General features: G+C 44.9%; 18 protein-coding genes. 10 read left to right on the top strand and 8 right to left on the bottom strand.

Annotation, left to right across the window (positions count from 1 at the left end):
* Positions 1-15 precede the first annotated feature (15 nt).
* Positions 16-918, bottom strand: a complete 903-nt coding sequence (locus C7460_RS05100) for a hypothetical protein (RefSeq protein WP_115866999.1) — start codon at positions 916-918, stop codon at positions 16-18.
* Positions 915-1,478 (bottom strand): hypothetical protein, encoded by a 564-nt coding sequence (locus tag C7460_RS05095; protein WP_115866998.1) that lies wholly within the window; start codon positions 1,476-1,478, stop codon positions 915-917. Before C7460_RS05095 ends, C7460_RS05100 begins: the two co-directional genes overlap by 4 nt.
* 176 nt (positions 1,479-1,654) lie before the next feature.
* Here C7460_RS05095 and C7460_RS05090 point away from each other — a divergent pair, with 176 nt between their 5' ends.
* Positions 1,655-2,530: a phytanoyl-CoA dioxygenase family protein gene (locus C7460_RS05090; protein WP_115866997.1), complete on the top strand. Its 876-nt coding sequence runs from the start codon at positions 1,655-1,657 to the stop codon at positions 2,528-2,530.
* On the opposite strand, the gene C7460_RS05085 is transcribed toward C7460_RS05090, so the two are convergent.
* Together C7460_RS05085 and C7460_RS05080 are read right to left on the bottom strand one after the other, a co-directional pair.
* The gene (locus C7460_RS05085; protein ID WP_115866996.1) at positions 2,527-3,480 is read right to left on the bottom strand and encodes an SAM-dependent methyltransferase; all 954 of its coding nucleotides are present in this window, start codon (positions 3,478-3,480) and stop codon (positions 2,527-2,529) included. The two genes, C7460_RS05090 and C7460_RS05085, sit on opposite strands and share 4 nt — an antisense overlap.
* Positions 3,481-3,589: 109 nt before the next feature.
* Positions 3,590-4,480 carry a methionyl-tRNA formyltransferase gene (locus C7460_RS05080; protein ID WP_115866995.1) on the bottom strand — a complete coding sequence of 297 codons (891 nt, stop codon included), beginning with the start codon at positions 4,478-4,480 and terminating at the stop codon, positions 3,590-3,592.
* Positions 4,481-4,556: 76 nt separating this feature from the next.
* On the opposite strand from C7460_RS05080, the gene C7460_RS05075 reads away from it, so the two are divergent.
* From C7460_RS05075 to C7460_RS05055, 5 genes are all read left to right on the top strand, one after another.
* Complete coding sequence (locus tag C7460_RS05075) at positions 4,557-5,711, top strand: ABC transporter substrate-binding protein (RefSeq protein ID WP_170147893.1); 1,155 nt, start codon at positions 4,557-4,559, stop codon at positions 5,709-5,711.
* 89 nt (positions 5,712-5,800) lie between these two features.
* Positions 5,801-6,466: a phage tail protein gene (locus C7460_RS05070; RefSeq protein WP_115866993.1), complete on the top strand. Its 666-nt coding sequence runs from the start codon at positions 5,801-5,803 to the stop codon at positions 6,464-6,466.
* Between the two features lie 472 nt (positions 6,467-6,938).
* A complete protein-coding gene (locus C7460_RS05065; RefSeq protein ID WP_170147892.1) occupies positions 6,939-15,122 on the top strand; it encodes a Calx-beta domain-containing protein in 8,184 nt (2,727 codons plus the stop codon).
* 11 nt (positions 15,123-15,133) lie between these two features.
* Positions 15,134-16,780, top strand: coding sequence for a PorP/SprF family type IX secretion system membrane protein (locus tag C7460_RS05060; protein WP_115866991.1), 1,647 nt, complete (start codon positions 15,134-15,136; stop codon positions 16,778-16,780).
* Between the two features lie 161 nt (positions 16,781-16,941).
* Positions 16,942-17,697 carry a DUF547 domain-containing protein gene (locus C7460_RS05055; protein ID WP_115866990.1) on the top strand — a complete coding sequence of 252 codons (756 nt, stop codon included), beginning with the start codon at positions 16,942-16,944 and terminating at the stop codon, positions 17,695-17,697.
* Here C7460_RS05055 and rfbC read toward each other — a convergent pair.
* Genes rfbC through C7460_RS05035 form a run of 4 tightly spaced genes read right to left on the bottom strand, consistent with a single transcriptional unit; the run spans position 17,684 to position 21,159 of the window.
* On the bottom strand, positions 17,684-18,232 hold the full coding sequence (rfbC, locus tag C7460_RS05050; protein ID WP_115866989.1) for a dTDP-4-dehydrorhamnose 3,5-epimerase: 549 nt from the start codon (positions 18,230-18,232) through the stop codon (positions 17,684-17,686). The two genes, C7460_RS05055 and rfbC, sit on opposite strands and share 14 nt — an antisense overlap.
* Positions 18,223-19,089, bottom strand: a complete 867-nt coding sequence (gene rfbA, locus C7460_RS05045; RefSeq protein WP_115866988.1) for a glucose-1-phosphate thymidylyltransferase RfbA — start codon at positions 19,087-19,089, stop codon at positions 18,223-18,225. Before rfbA ends, rfbC begins: the two co-directional genes overlap by 10 nt.
* 1 nt (position 19,090) lies before the next feature.
* Entirely contained in the window at positions 19,091-20,143 is a 1,053-nt protein-coding gene (gene rfbB / locus C7460_RS05040; protein ID WP_115866987.1) for a dTDP-glucose 4,6-dehydratase, read from the bottom strand.
* Positions 20,140-21,159 carry an NAD-dependent epimerase gene (locus tag C7460_RS05035; RefSeq protein WP_245986180.1) on the bottom strand — a complete coding sequence of 340 codons (1,020 nt, stop codon included), beginning with the start codon at positions 21,157-21,159 and terminating at the stop codon, positions 20,140-20,142. Before C7460_RS05035 ends, rfbB begins: the two co-directional genes overlap by 4 nt.
* Positions 21,160-21,252: 93 nt before the next feature.
* Between C7460_RS05035 and C7460_RS05030 the strand changes: the two genes are divergently transcribed.
* The 4 genes from C7460_RS05030 to C7460_RS05015 all read left to right on the top strand — a co-directional run bounded on the left by C7460_RS05030 (position 21,253) and on the right by C7460_RS05015 (position 23,316).
* Positions 21,253-21,906: a heme exporter protein CcmB gene (locus C7460_RS05030; protein ID WP_115866985.1), complete on the top strand. Its 654-nt coding sequence runs from the start codon at positions 21,253-21,255 to the stop codon at positions 21,904-21,906.
* A gap of 129 nt (positions 21,907-22,035) precedes the next feature.
* Positions 22,036-22,695, top strand: coding sequence for a cytochrome c biogenesis protein CcsA (gene ccsA / locus C7460_RS05025; RefSeq protein ID WP_115867078.1), 660 nt, complete (start codon positions 22,036-22,038; stop codon positions 22,693-22,695).
* Positions 22,688-22,915 (top strand): CcmD family protein, encoded by a 228-nt coding sequence (locus C7460_RS05020; RefSeq protein ID WP_115866984.1) that lies wholly within the window; start codon positions 22,688-22,690, stop codon positions 22,913-22,915. The genes ccsA and C7460_RS05020 overlap by 8 nt, the downstream gene beginning before the upstream one ends.
* Positions 22,912-23,316: a cytochrome c maturation protein CcmE domain-containing protein gene (locus C7460_RS05015; RefSeq protein ID WP_115866983.1), complete on the top strand. Its 405-nt coding sequence runs from the start codon at positions 22,912-22,914 to the stop codon at positions 23,314-23,316. Before C7460_RS05020 ends, C7460_RS05015 begins: the two co-directional genes overlap by 4 nt.
* Positions 23,317-23,318 lie beyond the last annotated feature (2 nt).

Raw genomic sequence — 23,318 nt, 5'->3', positions numbered from 1 at the left:
ATTTCCGACTCTTTATCACCCCACCTTCACCCTCCGATGCAATCTCCTGAGATGCCGATTGGTGATAATCGGATGGAATTGTCTCTCCAGCCAGCTAGTGGCCGGGGGCAAGGAGAGTGTGTGAGGCACGTAGTGGATTGTATGCACGGAAACTGCTGAATCTGTCTTTTCCTGACCGACCACCTCTATTTGAAAATCTTCCTGGAAAGTGAGCTTCAGTTCCGAGTGCTTGCCAGCGGCGTTTATGCCACCAAGGACGATCGTTCGGCTGTCGGGTATTTCATAATTGAAGACCACCCAACTCGGCTGCCTGAGCAATTCTTCATCGGTAACGAAATAAATGATAGCCGGTTGGCCGTTATCCAGTAGTGTTTTGACCTGCATCCAGGCTTGCTGTGCATAGGTCAGGTACCAGTTCTTTTGGATCGGCAGCTCTATGGTCAGTTTTGTAGAGAGATACGGGTGTGTTTCCAGCTGCACATTTACGGCTTGCTGATCGATGCGAATGCGGGGTAGAGCCTGAGCTATGTAAATGGCATCCAGCACCGACAGTAGCTCATCCGTCACCCGATGGATCACATAGCTGCGATAAGTCGGATGACCCAGCTTTTTCTCAAATCGCTTTGTAGAAGGGAGGTCGAGATTGCAGGTATAATAGTCGAGCAGTAGCAGATTAAAGAAACCCTGAAACGTATTAGGAACGGCTAATTGTTGCAATTCATTGATCACTTCATCAAACTGGCAGAAGCTGGCCGATGGGCCAAGCAAGTCATAGAGTTTGCCCGGAATGCGCTGAATGGCTTCCGAAAGTTTTTCCTCCATTTGCGTTTGTTCCTGCTCATTAAATACCAGAGAAGGCAGATGCCGAAAGACATCTTTGCGCAGGTGAAAATCGGTCTTGTGGCCTGTATGCCTCATTTGGTGGTGATAGCGATATTTAGTTGAACGCAATTAGCTGTAATCGCTCGCGTAGTGGCCATTTCAAGTGGTTGATGCCAATGGGAATTTCGAAAGAGCTGAATAAATCCTATCAGGATCAGTGGTACTGTCTCTTTTCTTACTGGTATGTTCAAAGACTTGCATTGAATGGTATATTCGATCTGAAGCAATTCCATGAATTGCTCAAGAAACGAATCTTCAAGCCATCTTCCGCGACCACTAGCTAAAAATGCTGATAGCTGATGGTGTAGTTTTGTTTCAGACTTTTCCAGTTGTAGCTGTATGGAAGTAGGGATGGTGTGCCCATAGCTGATAAGCAGGTCATGCCGAATGATATCTAGCAGATGTCTAGCCACCTTTTCTGACCATTTGACTATCAGGTCGGAGTTATACATGCCATTGGAGGGCAATAGATCCACAGCAGTATTTGCCTCCAACTCATCCAACACGTAGTACCCTTGGCTGTTGGTGTTGCTTGCCAATTGATTCGTGCGTAAAACCGAATCGAGCATTTGCTTTATAAAGGATCTAATAGTCATCGGTGATTGAAAAGTCGTTATCTAAAATGAATTAATTACCTCAATGACAAAAGAAATGTTGTGAAGAGCAAGAAATATGCTGTGGATAAGGTGAAAATGTTGAAAATTGCCAGATAACATTGCTGAAAAAAGGAAGGTAGATTTTATGCCATTTGCTTTCCATCTTATTCAATTAAATGCCAATTACCTCCGAACAAATAGATCAGTATAAGAAAACTGGGTTTTTGCATATACCCAACGCCATACCTGTGAACGTCCTACGGCAATGGCAACAGCTGGCCTATGATCTGGAGCAGAAGGTACGGCAGGCGCCTGAAGTTCATTCCAATGTACATGCCAGCTCCGAAAAGGAAAAGTTGATTCTAAGACAAAATCATTTGCTGCCAGTCTACCCCGATGCATTGTTGGAATTATTGGCATTGCCTGCTATACTAGAGATAGCTAGTAAGTTTTGTGGTCGTGGTGCAGTGCCTTTGTCGTGTGATTTGATGTACAAACGAGCTGGTAGGGATTCCACGGTTTTGTGGCATCAGGATGCTCCCCACAACCGACGTTTTCCTTACCTGAATATAGGTATTTATCTGGATGATTCACCTGCCGGAGATGGCTGCCTGAGGTATGTTCCGGGTAGTCAGAAAAAACTTCAGGACATTTGTAGTCTGACCAAACAGTATGGGTGGAGCATACCCGGATATATGGAGTGTACGGCAAAAGCCGGAGATATCATCATACATGATATCATGGTGCTTCACTGCTCAAAGGCTAAGGTAACCAATGACGTAAGGCGCACTATCTATTTGGAAATGAGGCCTTATGATGCCATCGTAGAGGAAGGTCATCATTCTTTGTACTGGGCTGAACTTCGCCAAAAATGGATGGCGATGGTTCAGAGGAGGGTGAGAGATACTGCTGCGTTTGGCGAGTTGTTCGATGGACTTCCTAATGATGTGGAAAATGAAGCAAAAGAAATTGAGCAATTGATAAACCACAGAGAACCATTATTACCCGCATCCTATTGTCATGAAAAAATAATGCGATCAGATTACCCTTAGCTATTTTCAGGCAGGTACTCAAATTTCAGTTTAGGCCTTTCATTTTCTTCGTACCAAAACCTTATTGATCTACCCGCTTTCTTTAAGGGTCTATCTAGAATCAGTGGCATGGTGAGACTACATTGGTAGGCTTTTAAGCATTCCTCTCCGAATAAGTGAATATTTGTGTATAGTTTGAGGTATTCAAGGGCGCTTTTTGGAATAGTGAGAATGGTTTCAGAGTCTTTTGCTGGAAGGTTGTTGATATCAAAATCAAAGGCTGTACCTACGAATTCCTTTTCGTCAGAGTCCGGTACAAGTGGGTCTTTTTTTCTCCCTACGAGATAAACGTCCAAAGCAATGCGCTCGGGAATAAAAGTGCCTTCTTTTGTCAAGAACCGAACCATATTTCGAGTGATAGGTACCTGGCACTCGTTGTTGAGTGCCATTTGCATAGTCTCACTAATTATGATGTCGAATGATCCTGCCAAAGAGAGTTCAGGATCAGTAGCATCACACAGATGGGTGGATTCTAAATATTCACTGATGCTCAATTCTGTGTAAAGAGATTTTACTGAGTTAACTGATTCTTCTTCTATTTCGAGGAAGGTGAATTGGATTTGATCAGCCGAATAAATTGAGGAAAATGGAGTCAACAACGTTCCGTAAGGACCACAGCCTGCATAAAGTATTCTGATGGATTTCTTATACTTCAGGTGATGTTCTATGGCCAGGTGAATGGCTCTCAGGAAATGGGTAGTTCTTGCCAGTTCTTTAAGACAGTGCGCAGCATGAATAGGAGTAACTACCTTGCCATTTGCAGTTTCCTTCATGTGCTCATTTGTGAGGTTACCCGCATAGATGTTGGTGGTCTCACTGAACCTTTCATACAGATAGTTGATACCTCGGCTTATCAGGGAGAAGTCTTGATTACTGAAAAGTATATCTTCTAGTGCTGATTTAAGGTTCATATGTTGGGTTGAATTTCAGGATTATTTCTTCGGCCTGCCTGAGCGAAAGTTACAGTAGTTGCAGGTAAACAGAGCACGGTCGAATTCAATCGTAATCGATGACAGCTATTCATTGGCCCAAAATTGTACCGGTCTGAACGCCCATATTTGATAACGTGTTGCCAGTCAAAAATCCCTCGGTTACCGATGCTATATTAAGTTTGATGAATAGTCCATCAGCGCATGCCACAGCTATTCCGTGTGCATTGCTCGAGTGAACGATCATTCCCGGTTTTGGTATTTCTCCAGGCTTCATGTTGATGTTTATCGGAGAAATTTCAAGTATCCTGAGAACTACACCATTCAATGTGGTGATGGCACCCCCATATTTTGGATTGCATGCACGCACCAGGCAGTTGATTTCAGATGATGACATTGTCTTCCAATCTATAGTCAGATCGGGTTCTTTTGGGAGCTTATTGGTTATAGCATCGTTTTCATTCTGAGCAGTTGTACTCTTGAATCCATGCTTCATCAATTCTTCAATCATGGGTATCGTCAGATAGACGAGCCGGGAATACATGCCTCCATACGTTTCTTCTGGCCTTACTTGAAAACTCCTTTTTATTACAACAGCTCCGGTATCAAACACTGGAGCTATTTCATGTATCGTTACAAAACATAATTCTTGGTTATTTCTAATTGTCCAAAAAACAGGGTCAGGTCCTCTGTTTTCTGGTAATGCACCAAAATGTATGTTCAAGATTGGAATGTCCGTTTTAGGCAGTTTATGGGGATATGAAAGCGCAAAAACCAACTTACAATTCTTATCAATAGGGAATTCAGAATCTTTACGAATTAGTCTGATTTTATGGTCTGGAATAAAGTTAAATGCTGGTTTGATGTAGTCATAATTTTCTTCGATTAGAAGCTTATCGAGAAGATCATTTGCATAAAGGGTTTTTACAATTGGAGCAGAGAGTCCTACGCAGGTTAGGAAAGATACTTTGTTAAATCTCATCAGTTTGTGTTTCTAAGTAAGTCTTGTTTTTTACTTTAGAAAAAGATAATTCTTGAATTATAAATAGAGTATTGCTTTGCGCCAAATTAAAGTTGGATTTCTGAGTCCTTTTTCCACCATTTACCCAAACATAGGTCATGAAATTATGGATGGGATATTATCTGGAATTCCTGAGAGATTACATAATCAATTTCAGTTCTTCCCAGAGTTTATACATCAAGGACAACCCGGGGCGCTTAGGCCAGCAATCGAAAAGCTTGTTGCTTTTCACAATGTTGATATTATCACCGGAATGGTCAATTACAGGTCTATTCGTGATGTTTATTCCCTGATAAATAGATTTAAAAAGCCATGTCTTTTTATTGATTTAGGCGAATACCTACCCCTGCGTAGTGAGCACTCTCCATATGTCTTTTACAATAGCTATGAAATGTGGCAGGTAGAATTCGCTCTTGGTTATTGGGCACAATCAGAATTTGGAGGTAGTGGTGCGGTGATCATGCCTTCCTACGAAGCAGGGTATCACCTTCCCAGCGCGTTTCGACTGGGAACACAATATAGGAGGCCATCAGAAATGCAGTGGGCATTAATTCCATTTCGTGGCGGCCAAAATAACATTAAGGAATCGGTCAGGGAATATGTTCGGGTCATTAAAATGGAGCAACCTGATTTTTTGCACGCCATGTTTTCGGGTACAGAGGCTTTGGATTTTTTTGAGGCGTATAAGGAAGAAGGCTTAGCAGGTGAAATTCCTTTAGTGGCAACACCCCATATGATTTCTTTTGAAGTGCTCAACAAGATTAAGAGCCTTAACTTAACTATGTATGGAGCTTCCGTTTGGCACTATGAAACTGATAGTGTTGAAAATCAGGCATTCAAAAAAGTACATCTTACACAAACAGGAGGTATGGCCAATCACTTTTCTTTGTTGGGCTATGAAGTAGGAAGAGCATTGGAAAACCTTTATCCTTTTTTAATCAAAGGCAGTCAAGACACATTGAGCCAACTTCATTCACTGCAAATCTCATCTCCGAGAGGAGAGCGGAAGTTTATCAATCATAGTTCTTTTCCAAATCCAAACATTGATATTGAGAAAATTCATCTTTCAGGTAATGACATCAAGAGGGTTATAATTGGGAAGGGTGAAGGAATTCGTTCTAGTCATAGCATATTTGAATCGGTCTATTCAGAGAACATTTCTGGATGGTATAACAACTACCTATGTGTTTAAATATAATGCATAGTGCATACGGAAGGATTTATAATGTGGTGGGAAAATTTACTAATATTGAGCAAGTTTAGTTTTATAATCTTAATGCTATGACTGATCCATTTCTCGGGCAGATATCAATTTTGAGTTATGATTGGGCTCCAAATTACTGGGCATTGTGTAATGGCGAAATTGTGTCAATTGTGGACAATTCAGCATTGTACTCTTTAGTAGGTACTGCTTTTGGAGGCGATGGTCGAACTAGTTTTGGTCTTCCAGACTTAAGGGGACGTGCTCCTATCCATTATGCTGCTGCTCCACCTCCAGGGTTCACATATGCCTATCCGTTTGGCTATTTTGGAGGGAAAGAACTAAATACCTTAACGGTGGATAATTTACCAGCTCATTCTCATGCCATTAATTCGGCATCTGTGAATGCTACTATCACCACAACGGCTTCTGCTGATACCTCCGGCCTTATAGGAACTGTTAAATCATTTGGAGGCCCACCATCAACCAATAATCCAACGGATGCCTATAATGCGTTTACCTTAGGGGGGAATTCCTATGCTGCTACTTCAAACGAAAAGATGGCTGATGGTAATGTGGAAATTTCTGGATCAGTAGAGGTTACTGTGAATTCGCAGCTTACTAACGGTGTAGTGACCGGATCAACAGAATTTTCAGGAGCAGGGGAGGCAATATCCAATAGACAACCTTTCTTAGCGCTTAATTTTGTGATTGCCATGGATGGTACCTACCCTTCTCGACCATAGCATGTATACCATTTTACCCCCTTATTAGAATAGATATCTAACGCATAACAGTTCTCTCGATTTAGAATGGTTTGGGTGTTCGCATTACAAACGTATCCGCATGATGATTAGTGAATTGGACCTTGCCTCGTATATTTTGGCGCTTATGAGCTAGGCACTTTTACCACAAAAATCCACCTCTTCACAACAAAACCAAAATCTAGTTGTAGACCAGGAATTATTTTAGCCTTGAGTAATTGGAAATTTTTCCCAGTTATATGAAATGTTGATTAATCGGAAGAAAACTTTTGTTAATCGAATAATGGCTTACGACTGCTTTAAGGTCTCATGAATTTTATGGTTCCCTACTTCTGTTTGAGATAGCTTTGAACAGACTAAATTTTTTTCACCAGACATGATCAAAACCTACATCCATAGCTGGCTTGCAGCTATCACCAGAATTGACTGCCGAGATACGTATCATTCACCTAATATGAAACGGTTACTGTTAGGTCTCCTATTTACTTGTTACTCAATTTTAGCCTGGGCTCAGACGACTGTCACTTTTAATGGTGACGGCTTTACGAATGACAACAATACGGGGTCTACTACTTTTATTAGCTCTGATAATTCTAACATCAGGTTTACAACAATAGGAGGTAATATTGTTCAGCACAGCTGGAAAGGGATGGGCTCTTCAGCATGTATTGGTCATCAGGGCTTTTCTTCCGGAAACATACTGAGGGTAGAGACAATAGATGGTTCCAATCTGGATTTTCAGTCCTTTTATATAAACAATGAACATGGTGCTTTTGGAGTGGAGACAGTTGAGGCATATGATAATGGAGTTTCTCAAGGAGTTTTTACATCTCCAAGTCCCACAGAAACCGGCACTATTATCTTGGATGATCAATTTAACAACATTGATAGAATAGATATCATTGCTGGCATTAACGGATTCTTTACCTGGTTTGATGAGTTTGTTTTTGCTGCCGCCGTAGCCTCCAACAACGCACCCGTAATCGGAGGAACAGTGGCCGGTCAGACAGTCAATGACAATGCCACCATCTCTCCCTTCTCCGGAATCACCATCACAGATGCAGATGGTGATAATGTATCAGCCACCATTACCCTGGATAACAATGCCAAGGGTGTCCTTTCAGGTGGAAGTATTTCGGGTACTGGTCCATATACTATTGCCAGTACTACCACGGCGGATCTACAGTCCAGACTGAGAGCAATATCCTTCAATCCTACGGATAATCGAGCATCCTCTTCGGAGACTACTACGTTTACAGTGGAGGTCAGCGATGGTATAGATTCTGACACTGACAATACAACCACTGTTATTTCCAGTGCCGTAGCACCCACTGTGACCAACGTGACAGCTAGTACGGCAGACGGAACTTATAGAGTGGGTGATGCTATATCCGTTCAGATAGCTTTTAACGAAGCGGTGGTCGTCTCAGGCACTCCTCAGCTTACGCTGGAAACGGGTACTACTGATCGTGTGATCAATTATCTAAGTGGCTCAGCCTCTTTTACTCTTACATTTAGCTACACCGTACTGCCAGGAGATATAAGTGCAGACCTGGATTATGTTTCCATCAGTGCACTTACATTGAATGGAGGTACCATACAAGATGGAGGAGGTGCAGGAGCTGTACTTACGCTACCGAGTCCAGGCGCTGCAGGTTCCCTCGGTGCAAACAAAGCATTGATAGTGGATGGTGCCGACCCTACGCTGAGCAGCAGCACACCATCTGATAACGCGACTGGTGTATCAGTCTCGGCAAACTTGGTGCTTACGTTCAACGAAAACATCCAATTTGGCACTGGCTTCATTCAGCTAAAACAATCTAGCGATGATGCTGCGATATTTTCAATAGATGCCGCTAATCCTACGGCTACTAGCAATGTAGCATCCATATCGGGCTCAGTTTTGACGATTAACCCGGGGTCCGATTTGAGCGCTTCCACGGGTTACTACTTATCTATCCCTGCTTCATCCATAGACGATCTGGCTGGCAATAGTTATGCAGGTTTTACGGATAATGCTACCCTAAACTTCACTACTGAAGATTCTCCACGTTTTTCAATCAATGACCCATCTGTAAGTGAAGGAGCCAGTGGTTCGAGTACACTTACGTTTACTGTATCATTAAGCAGTCCCGCTCCGGCTGGTGGAGCTACGGTAGACTATGCTACTTCTAACGGCACAGCTGCTGCAGGTTCAGATTACACTGCTGCCTCAGGTACGCTAAGCTTTGCCTCAGGCGAGTCTAGCAAAACCATCGATGTGACAGTATCAGGTGACGAAATAGTAGAGAATGATGAGACGCTGACGGTAACGTTGACAAGCGCTACCGGTACAAATACAAGCATTTCTGATGCCACCGGCACAGGCACCATTACCAATGATGACCAGGCGACGGTGACCATTGCTAATGTTAGTGGTAATGAAAATGATGGTGCGATTACGGTTACGGTTACATTGGACAAAGCAGTGGATGGCGGATTTGATGTAGATGTGAGCACATCAGATGGCACAGCCACCGCAGCAGACAGTGATTATACCCCTGTAACGAGTCAATCCTTGACTTTTTCGGGGACAGCTGGTGAATCGGAGACGTTTACAGTCACTCCGGGAAGTGACACCAAAGTAGAAGCTAATGAAACGGTATCTATTAGTATGAGCAACCTGTCACCCGCTACAGTGGCAGCTAGTGATATAGACATTACGGATGGCGCCTCAATTACTATTAATAACGATGATCAGGCTACAGTGACTATTGCCAATGTGAGTGGCAATGAGGATGATGGTGCGATCACAGTGACTGTAACGGTTGACAATGCAGTTGATGGCGGTTTTGACGTGGATGTGAGCACTTCAGACGGTACGGCTACTACAGTAGATAGTGACTATGCAGCGGTGGTGAATCATACACTGACTTTTGCCGGTACCGCAAGTGAGACCGAAATGTTTACAATCACTCCTTTTGCTGATGGCACGTCAGAACCAGATGAGACGATCAACATATCTATGAGCAATCTGACGACTGTAACGGTGACGGGTAGTGCTATAGATATCACAGACGGAGCCACAGCGACCATACTAAATGACGATCCTGTATCTATATCCATCGATGACCCCTCAGTGAATGAAGGAGCAAGTGGCACAAGCACCCTTACATTTACCGTAAGTCTTTCTGATGTAGCTCCGACCGGAGGAGTGACAGTGGATTACGCTACTTCTGATGGTACTGCCACAGCAGGTTCAGACTATACAGCAGCTTCTGGCACGTTGAGTTTTGCTGCTGGCGAGTCCAGTAAAACCATCGATGTGACCCTGGCGGGGGATGTGCTGGTAGAGGCAGATGAAACCATTACAGTTACCCTTTCAAACAATACTGGAGACTCTCAGATAGATGATTTTACGGGCACGGGTACCATCACCAATGACGATACTCCAGGCTTTACAGTGGTGGAAAGTGACGGGAGCACTAGTATAAGTGAAACTGGATCCAGTGATAGTTTTACCGTAGTACTAGATGCTCAGCCGCAAAGTGATGTAGTGATCTCTGTTTCTAGTGGAGATACAGGAGAAGGAACAGTGGACCTGTCCTCCCTTACGTTTACAACTTCCAATTGGAACTCGGCTCAGACGGTAAATGTCACAGGGGTAGACGATGACATCATAGATGGTACAATCAGCTTTAATGTCACTTTGACCGTAAGTGATGCAAGTAGCGATGATTTCTTTGACCCGCTCGGTGACCAAATGGTCAGTGTGAGCAATACTGATGATGATGTAGCAGGATTTACGATCATTGAAAGTGGAAGAAGTACCACCACATCGGAACAAGGTACTACGGATGATTTTACTGTAGTATTAGATGCCCAGCCTGCAAGTAATGTGGTAATTGATGTGCTAAGTAATAACACTGGTGAAGGCACTGTTGATCAGTCTAGCCTGACATTTACTACTGCGAATTGGGACTTTCCTCAAACTGTAAATGTAACAGGAGTGGATGATGCGGTAATTGATGGTGATGTGGTTTATACCATTACGCTGGCGATAAACGATGCCAGTAGTGATGATAATTTCGACCCTTTGGCCAATCAAACCATCACAGCAACGAATACAGATGATGATGTTGTGCTTATTTCTATCGATGACCCCTCGGTGAATGAAGGAGCAAGTGGCACAAGCACTCTAACTTTTACAGTGAGCCTTTCTAAAGTAGCTCCTGCCGGAGGTGTGACCGTTGATTATGCTACTTCTGATGGTACTGCCACAGCAGGTGCAGACTATACAGCAGCGTCTGGCACATTGAGTTTTGCTGCTGGCGAGTCCAGTAAAACGATAGACGTTACAGTATCAGGAGATGCCATTGTGGAGTCTAATGAAACCATTACAGTTACCCTTTCAAACAATACAGGAATTTCAGCAATTGGGGATGCGACAGGTACGGGCACTATCATCAACGACGATGCTGCTGCTGTGACCATTGCCGATGTATCGGAAAGTGAAGACAATGGCACAATTACGTTTGCAGCTACATTAGACAATGGGGTTCAAGGAGGTTTTACTGTGGACGTAAGTACCGCAGACGGTACTGCTCAGGTAGGAGATGGAGATTTTACACCACTGTCTGGGGAGACGCTAACTTTTGTAGGTACGGCTGGAGAGTCGCAGACTTTTACAGTAAGCCTTGGAGCAGACACTAAGCTCGAAGCAAATGAGACACTAAGTGTATCTCAAAGCAACTTGTCTGGTACCACATTGTCAGTAGATATTTCAGATGGTGCTACTGGTACTATCACTAACGACGATGCTGCAGCTGTGACCATTGCCGATGTGTCGGAAAATGAGGACAATGGTACAATCACATTTACAGCCACATTGGACAATGGGGTGCAGGGAGGTTTTTCTGTAGACGCGAGTACTGCAGACGGTACCGCTCAGGTAGGAGATGGAGATTTTACACCACTGATAGGTGAGACGCTAACCTTTGTAGGTACGGCTGGAGAGACGCAGACTTTTACAGTAAACCTTGGAGCTGACACAAAACTGGAAGCAAATGAAACGCTTAGTGTTTCTCAGAACAATCTGTCCGGAACTTCACTGTCAGTAGACATTACAGATGGGGCTACTGGTACCATTACCAACGATGATGCTGCTGCGGTAACTATTGCAGATGTATCTGGAAATGAAAGTGATGGTGCTGTAACCATCACTGCCACGCTGGACAATGCTGTTCAGGGAGGCTTTACGGTGGATGTAAGTACGGCAGATGGTACTGCCACTGTAGGAGATGGTGATTATACGGCGCTATCTGGTGAGACGTTGACATTCGCTGGCGCTGCAGGCGAGACGCAGACCACTACAGTTACTTTTGGTGCAGACACAAAAGTGGAAGCCAACGAGACTTTCACAATAACACAAAGCAACTTGTCCGGGACTACTTTGGGGGTAGATATCACTAACGTAGCTACAGGCACTATTTTGAATGACGATGCGGCAGCAGTAACGATTGCTGATGTTTCAGGTCAGGAAGATGCTGGTGCCATCACCTTCACAGCCACTCTTGACAATGCTGTTCAGGGAGGTTTTTCTGTAGATATAAGTACTGTGAATGGAACTGCCGAGGTAGGAGATGGAGATTTTACATCCCTATCAGGAGAGACGCTCACTTTTGCTGGTACGGCAGGCGAGACACAAAATTTTTCAGTGATGCTGGGTGCTGATACCAAGGTGGAGTCCAATGAGACCTTTACCATTGCTCAAGGCAATCTATCCGGTACATCACTTTCTGTAGATATTTCAGATGAAGCCACCGCTACTATTCTCAATGATGATTCGGCTTCTTTAAGTATTGAAGATGTATCAGGTAATGAGGATGACGGTGCCATTTCGGTTACAGTGACCTTGGATAACGCCGTTCAGGGTGGGTTTACTGTGGATGCAAACACTACTGATGGTACCGCTATCGCTGGTACCGATTATACTCCGGTATCTGGTGAAACATTAACTTTTACGGGTTTATCTGGAGAGACTCAAACGTTTTTGGTTACACCTATAGTGGACTCAGATCCTGAGCCTAACGAAACTCTTAGCGTTGCGCTAAGTAATCTGGCCGCTACATCGCTAAATGTGGATATTACTGACGATGCTACAGTAACGCTCATTGATGATGATGCCTCTTCGATATCCATAGATGACCCGTCAGTGAAAGAAGGTACTGGAGGAACTACAGACGTGGTATTCACCATTAGTCTTGACAAGGCACCAACTGCAGAAATCACCGTGGATTATACGGTGTCTGGTGGTACGGCTACTTCCGGGGTAGACTTTAATGCACTGGCAGACGGCACACTTACTTTTGCTCCTGGCGAAACCTCAAAAACACTGACTGTAGTGCTCATCGCAGATAGTCAACTAGAACCTACAGAAACCTTAGAAATAACACTGTCAAACCCTACGGGTATGGCCCTGATGGCAGATGATACTGGGCTGGCGGCAATTACTGATGACGATACAGCCGCTGTGACGATCCAAGATGTTTCTGCAAATGAAAACGACGGAACCATGACGGTGACCGCAACACTGGACAATGCAGTGCAAGGCGGGTTTGCGGTAGATGTGTCCACTACAGACGGCACTGCTACTTCCACAGAGGACTACACGGCAGTTTCGGGAGAGACCCTGACTTTCGCGGGTACTGCGGGAGAGCAGCAGACATTTACAGTAACTCTTACCAGCGATAGTAAATTAGAGGCTGATGAAACCTTGACCGTGGCCATGTCCAACCTGGCTGCTACTTCACTTGCCGTAGACATTACAGACGGTGCTACGCTTATCATTACCAATGACGATGCAGCAGCGCTTTCCATAGCAGATGTGTCGGGCAACGAAGATGAGGGAGCGATCACAGTGACGGTGACTTTGGACAATGCTGTACAGGGCGGGTTTACGGTAGATGCTAGTACGACAGATGGAACGGCAACTGCAGGCACCGACTACACAGCGCTGACTGGTCAGACGTTGACTTTTGCAGGTGTCGCTGGTGAGACTCAAACTTTTACCGTGATACCACAGGTAGATACTCAGGATGAATCCGATGAAACTGTAACGGTGAGTCTGTCAGCAATAAGTGGAACTACGCTGGATGTAGCTATTTCTGCTCAGGGAGTGGTGACCATTTTAGATGATGACAGTACTCCTGTAATAGCTGCGGGCCAGGAGTTTTTCCTCGATGAGCAAGCCGAAAATGGAGCGACCGTAGGTACTGCCATTGCCACGGATGGTGATGCCAATACCAGTTTTACCTGGGATATAATCGCTGGAAATGCCGAAGGTATTTTCGCTCTTGATCAAGCTACTGGAAAACTCACTGTAGCAGACGCGTCAAAACTCGATTTTGGTGCCACGCCTCAATACACGCTCACCCTTACCGTAAGTGATGGGACCAATACGAGTGAGGAAGAGCAATTAGTCATTCGACTACAGGACAATATTGCTCCTAAAGTGACCCTTTCTAGCGATGTGGGGGATTTGACCAATCTGTCAACCATCAGTTTTACGGCGGTATTCGATGAGGAAGTTGAAGGTTTAGTCCCGGAAGATATAGAAGTGTCCAATGGTACCGTCACTGATCTGCAGACCTCAGATAATATGACTTTTACCTTTGATGTGGATGCCAACGGAGACGGCAATATCTCTTTGAAAATACCTGCTGGAGCCGCTCAAGATGATGCAGGAAACCAGAGTGAGGCGTCCAGCACCATTTCTTATTTCTATGATGGCACAAGGCCTTCAGCTACATTGTCTGTATCAAAAAGTGAAATAGGAGTAGATCCTTCGGTGAGCGTGTTTATTGAGTTTTCTGAGCCGGTGTCTGGTCTTGAGGGCTCTGATTTTGAGCTCAGCTCTGGAGTAGTTACTTCACTAACCGGCCAGATGGCGAATTATGAGCTGGAAGTTACGGGTATGAGTGAAGGAACGACGGTAATTACTTTGGCAGAAAATACGGCATTTGATGCCGCTACTAACGGCAATACTGCTGCCAGTGTGAGTACTTCTGTTGACCTTTCAGGCCCGGAGGATTTTTTGGTTGCTTTTACCAATAAGGCTATCAACACATTGAATCAAACCAGGGTTGCATTTGCTATTGACAATGCGGAAGATGGAGCTTCCTATACTTACGAGATTACGGATGAAGGATCAGGTAGCCAAACTGGATCTGGAAGTGTTTCTGGTACTTCCATTACTATTTCAGATCTCAACCTGAGTACGCTGATGGATGGGGTGATCACTGTGAGCGTGACCATGACGGATGCGCTGGGCAATGTGGGGGCAACCAGGACAGATGAGGTGGTCAAAAACACCAAAGAGGAAATACCCCAGGGTATAAGTCCAGACGGGGATGGGGCCAATGAAGTCTGGGAAATACCGGGAATCGAAAACTTCCCGAACAATAAGGTGACCATATTCAACCGCTGGGGTGCAGTGGTATACGAGGTGGAAAGCTATGACAATGGTTCCAATGCATTCACCGGGCTTTCCAACAATAGTTTCAAGCTCGGGAGCTCACTTCCAGATGGTACATACTACTACGTGATCGAGCTCGATGGCGAAACAGTAAAAAAAGGATATCTAATCATTAAAAAATAAAGGGAGCGATCATGAAATCATTTCAATCAATCATATTAGTTCTGGTAGTATTGGTGTTTACAGGTCATGTTTCGCTTGCACAGCAGCAGCCCCAGTATACACAGTTTATGTACGGTCGCCTTTTATACAACCCTGCATTTGCAGGTGTGTCGGGCGGACTCAATGCTCGCGCTTTGGGTAGGTGGCAGTGGGTGGGATTCGAAGGTGCCCCGAACACACAGAGTTTTGCTGTTGATTCGGATATTCCAGGCAGAAATATTGGTTTGGGGCTTTCTTTTAGTAGAGACGAGATCGCTATCACATCGGCGACCAATCTCACCCTCAACTACAGCTATCACATACAAGCATGGGGAGGCAAACTGGCAATGGGTGTTTCCGGGAGTCTTAACCGTTTGGTAGTGGCTTATAATGATGCCTATGTGGTGGATGACGATCGCAACTTTGCTCAGCGCACAAGTAGTTCTAATCCAAACTTCGGAGTAGGAGTCTTTTTTGACCGACCAAATTTCTGGGTAGGGTTCTCAGCGCCGGGAGTGTTGGCTTCAGAGTTTACCTCAAATGGAGAAACTTTTTATGATGAAACCCGCCATTATTTCTTGACAGGTGGGTACCGCTATCAGGTAAATCCTACACTTCGGCTAGAGCCAAATGTTTTACTCAAGCTAGTGGAAGATGGGGCTATTTCTACAGATTTTAATGTGGTGGCATGGATGAATGACCGGGTAGGTGCAGGCCTTGGCTTCCGACCTACAGAATCTGTAAACATGCTCTTGCAGTTTAAGGCTACTGAGAGTTTAGGCATTGGTTATGCGTTTGATTACATCGTGGATCCAGAATTGGCCAATGTGGCTAATGCTTCACATGAGGTGTTGCTTTCTTATAGAATGCCATGGGCAGAGCGGGATCGTGATGGTGATGGAGTTCCTGACAAAAAGGATGATTGCCCAGGGGAGTTTGGGCTGGCTGCCAATGGTGGTTGTCCTGTGATGGATGCGGATGGAGATGGTGTTCCAGATGTGGAAGACAGTTGTCCAAATCAGGCGGGTTCGCCGGCCTTACAAGGATGTCCGGATCAAGATGGTGATGGAATAAAAGACAGTGAGGATCGCTGCCCAACGCTAGCGGGAGCCAAAGCCAACAAAGGCTGCCCTGACAGTGATGGGGATGGTGTGGTAGATATAGACGATGAGTGTCCTGAGGTGCCAGGAGTAGAGAAAGGATGCCCTAAACCCAAAGAAGAGAAGCCGGAAATAGTGCAACCTGAGCAAACGCAATCCGAGGAGCCGAAGCAAAGCGCAGAGGAGGCCAAGCAGGAGCTGGAAGCCATCAAGGAAGTTCGGTTTGAGCTGGCTACAGATAATTTCACACCAGAATCAATTGAAGTTTTAAAACAAGTAGAAACGATACTTAAGGCCCAAAGCAATTATGATGTTGTGATTATCGGTCATACGGATAGTTCGGGTAGTGAAGCGTTCAATGATCAGTTGTCTTTGGATAGAGCAGAACGTGTAAAAACTCACCTCGTATCTAAAGGGATCAATGCAGGACGCATACGCGTAGAGGGTAAAGGTGAGTCTCAGCCACTCGTAAACAATGATACAGAAGTGAATCGTGCTAAAAACCGAAGGGTAGAATTTCAACTACTCATAGGCGAGTAGCGAAAGGCTATGCAATGACGGAAGCCCTTTTTAAGATGCATTAATAGGTATCTTGAAAAGGGCTTTTTTATGTCTCTATGACGCTGCTGCGACATATAGTCCTGCCAGCGCATCCGAACACTATGCAATTGGCGTATGTTACTTAAAGAAAGTATTTCAGTATGAGATTATTCGGATTTTTAATCGTTTTCGTTACCCTCTTTGCGTGTGCAGCACCTACTCCGCATATGCAGGACGGTAAGCCCGTGTCACATGAGCAGTTCACCAGGCTTTTACAAGAATATGTAACAGATGAAGGCAAAGTAGACTACCAAAGGCTGAAGAAAAACCGGGCACAACTTACTGAATACCTGGACCTGCTGAGAAGTACAGCTCCTAATGATAGCTGGAGCAAGGAGGAGGAAATTGCCTACTGGATCAACGTGTACAATGCTTTCACCATAGATCTTATATTGGAACACTACCCTGTGAAAAGCATCAAAGACATTGGGAGCACCATTCAGATTCCATTTGTGAATACTCCGTGGGACATCAAGTTTATCAAGATCGGAGGAGAGGAATATGACCTCAACAACGTAGAACATGGTATTCTCAGGAAGAAATGGAAAGAGCCGGGAATCCATTTTGCAGTGAACTGCGCTTCCAAATCGTGTCCTAAACTAAGGCGTGAAGCCTACACGGCGGACAAGCTTTATGAGCAGTTTGACGAGCAAGCCCGGATTTTTATCAATAGCGATTTTCACAATGATATCACGCCCCGAAAGGCTCGCCTTTCCAAGTACTTTGACTGGTACGCGGGAGATTTTAAAGACGTGATGCCCATTCGTGAGTACATCAACCAGTATGCGGATGTGAAACTCACCGAGGATACTGATATCAGCTATAAAGACTACAACTGGGAGCTCAACGAGCAGTAAGCTTTTGTATTTCTTTGATGGTGGGTTGTTTGAGGTCTTTGGCAGAAATGGTAGGCTCACCCGCAAGTTCCCAGTCGATCCCCAGCTCCGGATCATTATACAGCACACCTCGCTCAGATTCTGGGTGATAAAAATTATCTACCGCATAGTAAAAAACTGTTTCTGGTGCCAGCGTGTAGTATCCGTGTGCAAAGCCTCTTGGTACCAGGAGAAAAATATCCTGGCTGTCTATTTTCAGTTTATAATGCTGCAAATAGCTTGGTGAGTCTTCACGCAGGTCAACTACTACGTCCAGCACTGCACCATTGATGACTCCTACCAGCTTGGTTTGAGCGTGTGGGTCTAGCTGATAGTGAAGGCCCCGGAGTACATTTTGCTGTGATTTGGCAAAGTTGATCTGTCGAACATCAAAGGAAATGCCAGCAGCTGCTAATTCTTTTTGATTGAAAGACTCCAGAAAGAAACCTCGTTCATCACCAAATTTTTGAGCTTTGATGATCCTACAATCTTTGAGCGGTGTGTCTATTACTTCCATTTAGGGACATTCATTAAGTACTCACCATACCCACTTTTCACCAAGGGTTTTGCGAGTTTTTCCAGCTGCTGCTGGTCTATAAAGTTCATTTTATAAGCTACCTCTTCGATGCAACCTACTTTGAGGCCCTGGCGCGCTTCTATGGCATGCACAAATTCGCCCGCCTGCATCAGCGACTGAAAGGTGCCCGTATCTAGCCAGGCGGTACCCCGGTCCAGCTTTTCCACGCGTAGTTTGCCTTGCTGCAGGTATTGGTTGTTTACTTCAGTGATTTCCAACTCACCACGTGCACTCGGCTGGATGTTTTTAGCGATTTCTATTACGTTGTTGTCATAAAAATAGAGGCCAGGCACCGCATAGTGTGACTTGGGTTCGGCTGGCTTCTCTTCGATGGACAGCACCTTGCCCGTTTCGTCAAAATCCACCACACCATAGCGCTCAGGGTCATTTACCCGGTAGGCAAATACCAGCCCGCCATCAGGGTCCACACACGATTGTAGCTTTTTAGAAAAACCAGACGCATAGAAGATATTGTCTCCCAGGATGAGCGATACCGAGTCATTGCCGATAAACTGTTCTCCTATCAGAAATGCCTGAGCCAGTCCTTCGGGTTTTTCTTGAACCTCGTACGTAAACTCACACCCAAGCTGGCGACCATCACCCAGCAGTTCTTTGAATACCGGAAGGTCACGAGGTGTGGAAATGATCAATATCTCGCGAATGCCCGAAAGCATCAGCACAGACAGTGGGTAATAGATCATGGGCTTGTCGTACACCGGCAGAATTTGCTTGCTCACCGCATAGGTGAGCGGATGTAATCTGGTGCCACTGCCGCCGGCTAGTATGATTCCTTTCATGTTATCCTTTGTAATGCTCCTGATAATAATTTTGATATTCACCCGAAGTGACATCATCGAGCCATTGCTGATTTTCTAAATACCAATCTACGGTTTTTCGCAGACCTTCCTCAAATTGAAGGGAGGGCTCCCAGCCCAGTTCATCTTTGATTTTGGATGCATCGATGGCGTAGCGCAGGTCATGTCCCGCACGGTCAGTCACAAATGTGATGAGCTCCTGGGAAGTGCCCACTGGCTTACCTAGCTTCTCATCCATGATGTCACACAGCATGCGCACCAGGTCGATGTTTTTCCATTCGTTGAACCCACCAATGTTGTAGGTCTCATTGTCTTTACCTTCATGGTAAATGACATCTATTGCCCGTGCATGGTCGATTACGTACAGCCAGTCGCGGATGTTTTCTCCCTTTCCGTAAACAGGAAGCTGTTTTTCGTTGCGAATGTTGTGAATCACCAGTGGGATCAGTTTTTCAGGAAACTGGTAAGGCCCATAGTTGTTGGAGCAGTTGGAAATGACCACCGGCAGGCCGTAGGTGTTGGCATATGCTCGCACAAAGTGATCGGAGCTGGCTTTGGAGGCGGAGTAGGGCGACTTGGGATCGTAGGGCGTGGTTTCTAGAAAGAACCCGGTATCACCGAGCGATCCATACACCTCATCGGTACTGATGTGGTAGAAGCGCTTACCCGTAAAATCCTCCCAATGCTTTTTGGCAGCATTGAGTAGGTTTACTGTACCAAACACATTGGTGCGGATAAATGCCATAGGGTCTTTGATAGAGCGGTCTACGTGTGATTCGGCTGCCAGGTGAATGACTCCATCAAACTGGTGCTCGGCGAAAAGTGCGTCGATAAAAGCTTCATCGCAAATGTCTCCCTTTACAAAATGGTAGTTGGGGCTGGATTCGATATCGCGAAGGTTTTCCAGATTTCCCGCATAGGTGAGTGTATCCAGATTGTAAATCTCATAGTCCGAATAGCGCTGCACAAAAAGCCTCACCACGTGGGAGCCGATGAAGCCTGCTCCTCCGGTAATTAATATTTTTTGAGTACTCATAGTTTATAATAATCTCTAAACCAGCTAATGAAGTTTTTAATGCCTGTTTCCACGGATGTGGAGGGTTTATAACCAACAGCTTCTTCTAGTGCACTTACGTCCGATATACTTTGGGGGACATCACCAGTTTGTAGGGGCATGAAGTTGATGTCGGCTTTGATGCCAAGCTCCTTTTCGATGGCATGCACAAAGTCCATGAGTTTTACGGGACTACTGTTGCCGATGTTGTAGATTCGGAATGGCCAGGTACTTCGTGACGGGTTTGGGTTGTTGCTGTCCCAGTTTGCGTCTGGTTCGGCAGGCTGCTGGAGCAAGCGATAGACCCCTTCTACTATGTCATCTATGTAGGTAAAGTCTCTCAGCATCTCGCCGTTGTTGTAGACATCTATGGTTTCCCCGGCGAGCATACGTTTTGCAAAAATGAACAGCGCCATGTCAGGTCGCCCCCAGGGGCCATAAACGGAGAAAAAGCGCAGGCCAGTAGAGCAGACACCATAATTCTGGGCATAAGAATGAGCCATCATTTCGTTGGCTTTTTTAGAGGCCGCATATAGCGAAACAGGGTGGTCTACCCCGCGGCTTTCAGAAAATGGGAAATTCGTATTGGCTCCGTATACCGAACTTGATGAAGCATAGACCAGATGTTTGATGCCTTTGTGGCGACATGCTTCCAGAATGTTGAGAAATCCGGTGATGTTGTAGTCCACATAGTCTTGTGGATGTGTGAGCGAGTGGCGCACTCCAGCCTGGGCTGCCAGGTTTACGGCATAGTCAAATTGGTGTTTGTCAAAGACTTCAAAGAGTTGTTCCTTGTCCATCAGATTGAAGCGGTAGAAGGTATAGCCTTCGTATGCTTCGAGGACTTTAAGTCTTGCTTCCTTGAGGTTTACATCATAATAGTCGTTGACCATGTCGATGCCTACTACCTGATATCCTTCGCGCAGCAGACGCTGAGCCAGATGAAAGCCAATAAACCCGGCGGTGCCGGTGACGAGAATAGGGTTTTTTGTATCCAATTTGCTTGCGGTTTTATGCAATGCTAAAATCATTTGTGCCTTTTTACAACAATAGGTGCGTATAGTGTAGTGGCCACACCTTAATTTTGTGCCATGATTGAGCAGTTGCGGTGGCTGGTATATAAGGATTGGCAGATAGATTGGCGTACGCGCTATCCATTGGCAGGCATTGTACTGTACATAGCATCACTCATTATCACCAGTTTTTTGTCTTTTTCAGGCTTTATCAGTCCGGAGGTTTGGAATGCCCTCTTTTGGGTGATTCTTCTGTTTGTTTCTATCAATGCCGTGGCAAAGAGTTTTTCGCAAGAGGATGACCGCACCTTATATTATTTCTATGCAATAAAGCCGGAGCGTATCATTGTTGCCAAATTCATTTATTACTGCATCTATCAGCTAATTCTGGTGGCCATAGCCATGCTGTTTTATGCGTTGTTTCTTGGTTTTCCGGTACGCACTATAGGTGCCTTTTTGGTCAATCTGGCTGTAGGTTCTATAGGGCTGTCGGCAGCATTTACTATGGTGTCGTCTATCTCTAGCAAAACCAACAACAATGCCGTGATGATGGCCATTCTTGGTTTTCCGGTGATCATCCCTATTTTGATTTTAGCCATCTCCAATTCTCAAATATTGGTGCTGGGTGGTGCCTGGAGCGACATTACCGGCAACCTGATAACCCTCCTGAGTGTGAATGTTATTATTATTGCGCTCGCTTACATATTGTTTCCTTACACCTGGAAATCATAGCATATGAATGTCCACATAGAAAACGATATCGACTACAAGGAAGACGTAAAATATAGGGTCGGTGTACCCATGGTGCAGCAGGGCATTCCGTGTGACCAATAAAAGACAATTAAACACATGAAGTATTTACTGAGGACGGACTGGTGGAAATGGCTAACGATAGCACTACTGATCTATGTAGTGATAGGAGGATTTATGTTTACCGTACCTCGTTTACCCATTCTCAATGAAACTATCCGGGTACTACACTTTCATGTGCCCATGTGGTTTGGTATGTTGTTTCTCTTTTTAGGATCAGTCATACAGTCGGTGCGGTATCTTGCCAATGGCCGTATGGAAAATGACATCATGAGCAGCCAGCTGGCAGAAGTAGGCATTGTTTTTGGTGTGTTGGGCATGATTACCGGTATGTTTTGGGCCACATTTACCTGGGGCGAGCCCTGGAGTAGCGATCCTAAGCAAAATGCTTCGGCCATTGGCTTGTTGATCTATTTTGCTTATTTCATACTTAGAGGGAGTATTCAGGATGAGCAGCAGCGGGCCAAGATCGCGTCTGTTTATAATATTTTTGCGTTTGCAGCACTCATTCCTCTGCTTTTTATATTACCTCGAATGACCGATAGCCTCCATCCGGGTAATGGAGGAAACCCTGGGTTTAATGCATATGATCTGGATAGCAATCTTCGCCTGGTGTTTTATCCGGCAGTGATCGGATGGACATTGCTGGGCTTTTGGGTGGCTACCATCAAAATCAGATATAGAAAATTAAAAGAACAACTCGATGATTGAGCTACGGACTATTTTATCGAACTTATTGATACAACCTGCCGTTTTTGTGAACAATGTACTAGTACAAATCCCCATGGCCGATAGCTTTCGCAGCGAGGGTAAAATTTACGTGGTGGTTGGAATTGTGCTCATTCTGCTGGTAGGCTTTTTCTATTACCTCCTACGTGTAGACCGAAAAGTGAAAAAACTGGAAGACGAAATAAACGATCGAGCAAAATGAAAAAAAGTCACATACTTGGGATACTCATCATAGCTATGGCCATAGTGGTGATTATGTCTACTGCAGGAGATGCCAGTGCATATGTCACTTTTGAGGATGCCAAAGAAATGGCGTCTAGTGGCAATGCCAACAAAATCCACGTGGTAGGGAAGCTTCGCAAAGACGAGAATGGCAATGTAATAGGAATTCACCCTAGCCCAAACATGCTGTCATTTAAGTTTGAGATGGTGGATGAAAACAATGAAATACAGACCGTATACCATGCAAACCCTATGCCCACAGATTTTCTCCGATCTGAGCAGGTAGTGGTAGTAGGGGCTTACCAAAACGATCGCTTCGTAGCTGAAAAAATATTACTAAAATGTCCTTCTAAATATCAGGAAGAAGGCGTGAATGTCTAAAG

It is taken from the genome of Marinoscillum furvescens DSM 4134, assembly GCF_003386095.1.
GTDB classification, from domain to species: domain Bacteria; phylum Bacteroidota; class Bacteroidia; order Cytophagales; family Cyclobacteriaceae; genus Marinoscillum; species Marinoscillum furvescens.
The sequence above is the reverse complement of the archived record's forward strand: the minus strand, read 5'-3'. Positions and strand labels throughout refer to the sequence as shown.

What these genes read in the sequence shown, in the direction of transcription:
- C7460_RS05095 (WP_115866998.1), bottom strand. Translation starts at nt 1,478, where the DNA reads ATGACTATTAGATCCTTTATAAAGCAAATGCTCGATTCGGTTTTACGC.
- C7460_RS05080 (WP_115866995.1), bottom strand. Translation starts at nt 4,480, where the DNA reads ATGAGATTTAACAAAGTATCTTTCCTAACCTGCGTAGGACTCTCTGCT.
- C7460_RS05060 (WP_115866991.1), top strand. Translation starts at nt 15,134, where the DNA reads ATGAAATCATTTCAATCAATCATATTAGTTCTGGTAGTATTGGTGTTT.
- C7460_RS05030 (WP_115866985.1), top strand. Translation starts at nt 21,253, where the DNA reads ATGATTGAGCAGTTGCGGTGGCTGGTATATAAGGATTGGCAGATAGAT.
- C7460_RS05100 (WP_115866999.1), bottom strand. Translation starts at nt 918, where the DNA reads ATGAGGCATACAGGCCACAAGACCGATTTTCACCTGCGCAAAGATGTC.
- C7460_RS05090 (WP_115866997.1), top strand. Translation starts at nt 1,655, where the DNA reads ATGCCAATTACCTCCGAACAAATAGATCAGTATAAGAAAACTGGGTTT.
- rfbA (WP_115866988.1), bottom strand. Translation starts at nt 19,089, where the DNA reads ATGAAAGGAATCATACTAGCCGGCGGCAGTGGCACCAGATTACATCCG.
- C7460_RS05065 (WP_170147892.1), top strand. Translation starts at nt 6,939, where the DNA reads ATGAAACGGTTACTGTTAGGTCTCCTATTTACTTGTTACTCAATTTTA.
- rfbB (WP_115866987.1), bottom strand. Translation starts at nt 20,143, where the DNA reads ATGAGTACTCAAAAAATATTAATTACCGGAGGAGCAGGCTTCATCGGC.
- C7460_RS05070 (WP_115866993.1), top strand. Translation starts at nt 5,801, where the DNA reads ATGACTGATCCATTTCTCGGGCAGATATCAATTTTGAGTTATGATTGG.
- C7460_RS05055 (WP_115866990.1), top strand. Translation starts at nt 16,942, where the DNA reads ATGAGATTATTCGGATTTTTAATCGTTTTCGTTACCCTCTTTGCGTGT.
- rfbC (WP_115866989.1), bottom strand. Translation starts at nt 18,232, where the DNA reads ATGGAAGTAATAGACACACCGCTCAAAGATTGTAGGATCATCAAAGCT.
- C7460_RS05085 (WP_115866996.1), bottom strand. Translation starts at nt 3,480, where the DNA reads ATGAACCTTAAATCAGCACTAGAAGATATACTTTTCAGTAATCAAGAC.
- C7460_RS05015 (WP_115866983.1), top strand. Translation starts at nt 22,912, where the DNA reads ATGAAAAAAAGTCACATACTTGGGATACTCATCATAGCTATGGCCATA.
- C7460_RS05020 (WP_115866984.1), top strand. Translation starts at nt 22,688, where the DNA reads ATGATTGAGCTACGGACTATTTTATCGAACTTATTGATACAACCTGCC.